We start from the raw sequence: 705 nt of genomic DNA, 5'->3' as shown, positions 1-705 counted from the left end.
CCGGATGCGGCGGCGGAGGCAACGGGGCGGGAAGCGGGAGGAGTCCGTGGTGGGGGCGGGCGACCGCTTCGGCCGCGCGGACGCCGGGCAGGGGCTGCGGTTCCTTCTCCTGGGCGGCGCGGGCCGCACGGGCCGCGCTCAGCCGGGACAGCGCGTCGGTCACCTCGCGCTCGCCGCGTCCGCGCAGCAGGAGCAGCACGAACGGATCGGCGTCGAGCAGCCGGGCGGTCTGGTAGCAGAGGGCCGCCGCGTGCTTGCAGGGGTGGCCGGAGTCGGGGCAGCTGCAGCGCGGGTCGAGGTCGCCGGGCCCGGGCAGCAGAGGTGCCCCGCAGTCGGCGAGGGACGCGGGCATCTCCTTGTCGAGCAGCGCCGCGATGTGTCCGGGCCGATCGGCGGCGCTGTCCAGGAACCGCTCCCAGTCGGCGTCCCCGAACGTCCGCAGCCGCACCTGGACCCGGTAGGGCCGGGGGCGGCTGCCCCGTACGTACGCGAGGACCAGGCCCGGTGTGACGGTGATGGCGTCGACGTGCCCCTGCTCGGCGTATCCGCGTCCGCGCGCCAGCCGCGCGGCGTCCAGCGCGCCCTCCTCCAGCGCGGTGACCCACGCCCCGCCCCACCACGTCTCGGCGAAGGCATCCCCTCCGGCGGGGCGCGGCGGGAACGCGGGGAAGGTACGGCGCAGGTCGCCGTCGCGGGCGGGGGCGG

At 77.9% G+C, this 705-nt stretch carries 1 protein-coding gene; it reads right to left on the bottom strand.

Features of this window, described 5'->3' with window-relative positions:
• Positions 1–705 (bottom strand): SWIM zinc finger family protein (locus B9S61_RS01425; protein ID WP_181007182.1); only part of this gene is annotated, 705 nt, incomplete at both ends.

The organism is Streptomyces sp. SM1 (assembly GCF_002910825.1).
In the GTDB taxonomy this organism is placed as follows: Bacteria; Actinomycetota; Actinomycetes; order Streptomycetales; family Streptomycetaceae; genus Streptomyces; species Streptomyces okerensis.
Note: the sequence above shows the minus strand (reverse complement) of the source record. Positions and strands in the feature narration are given on the sequence as shown.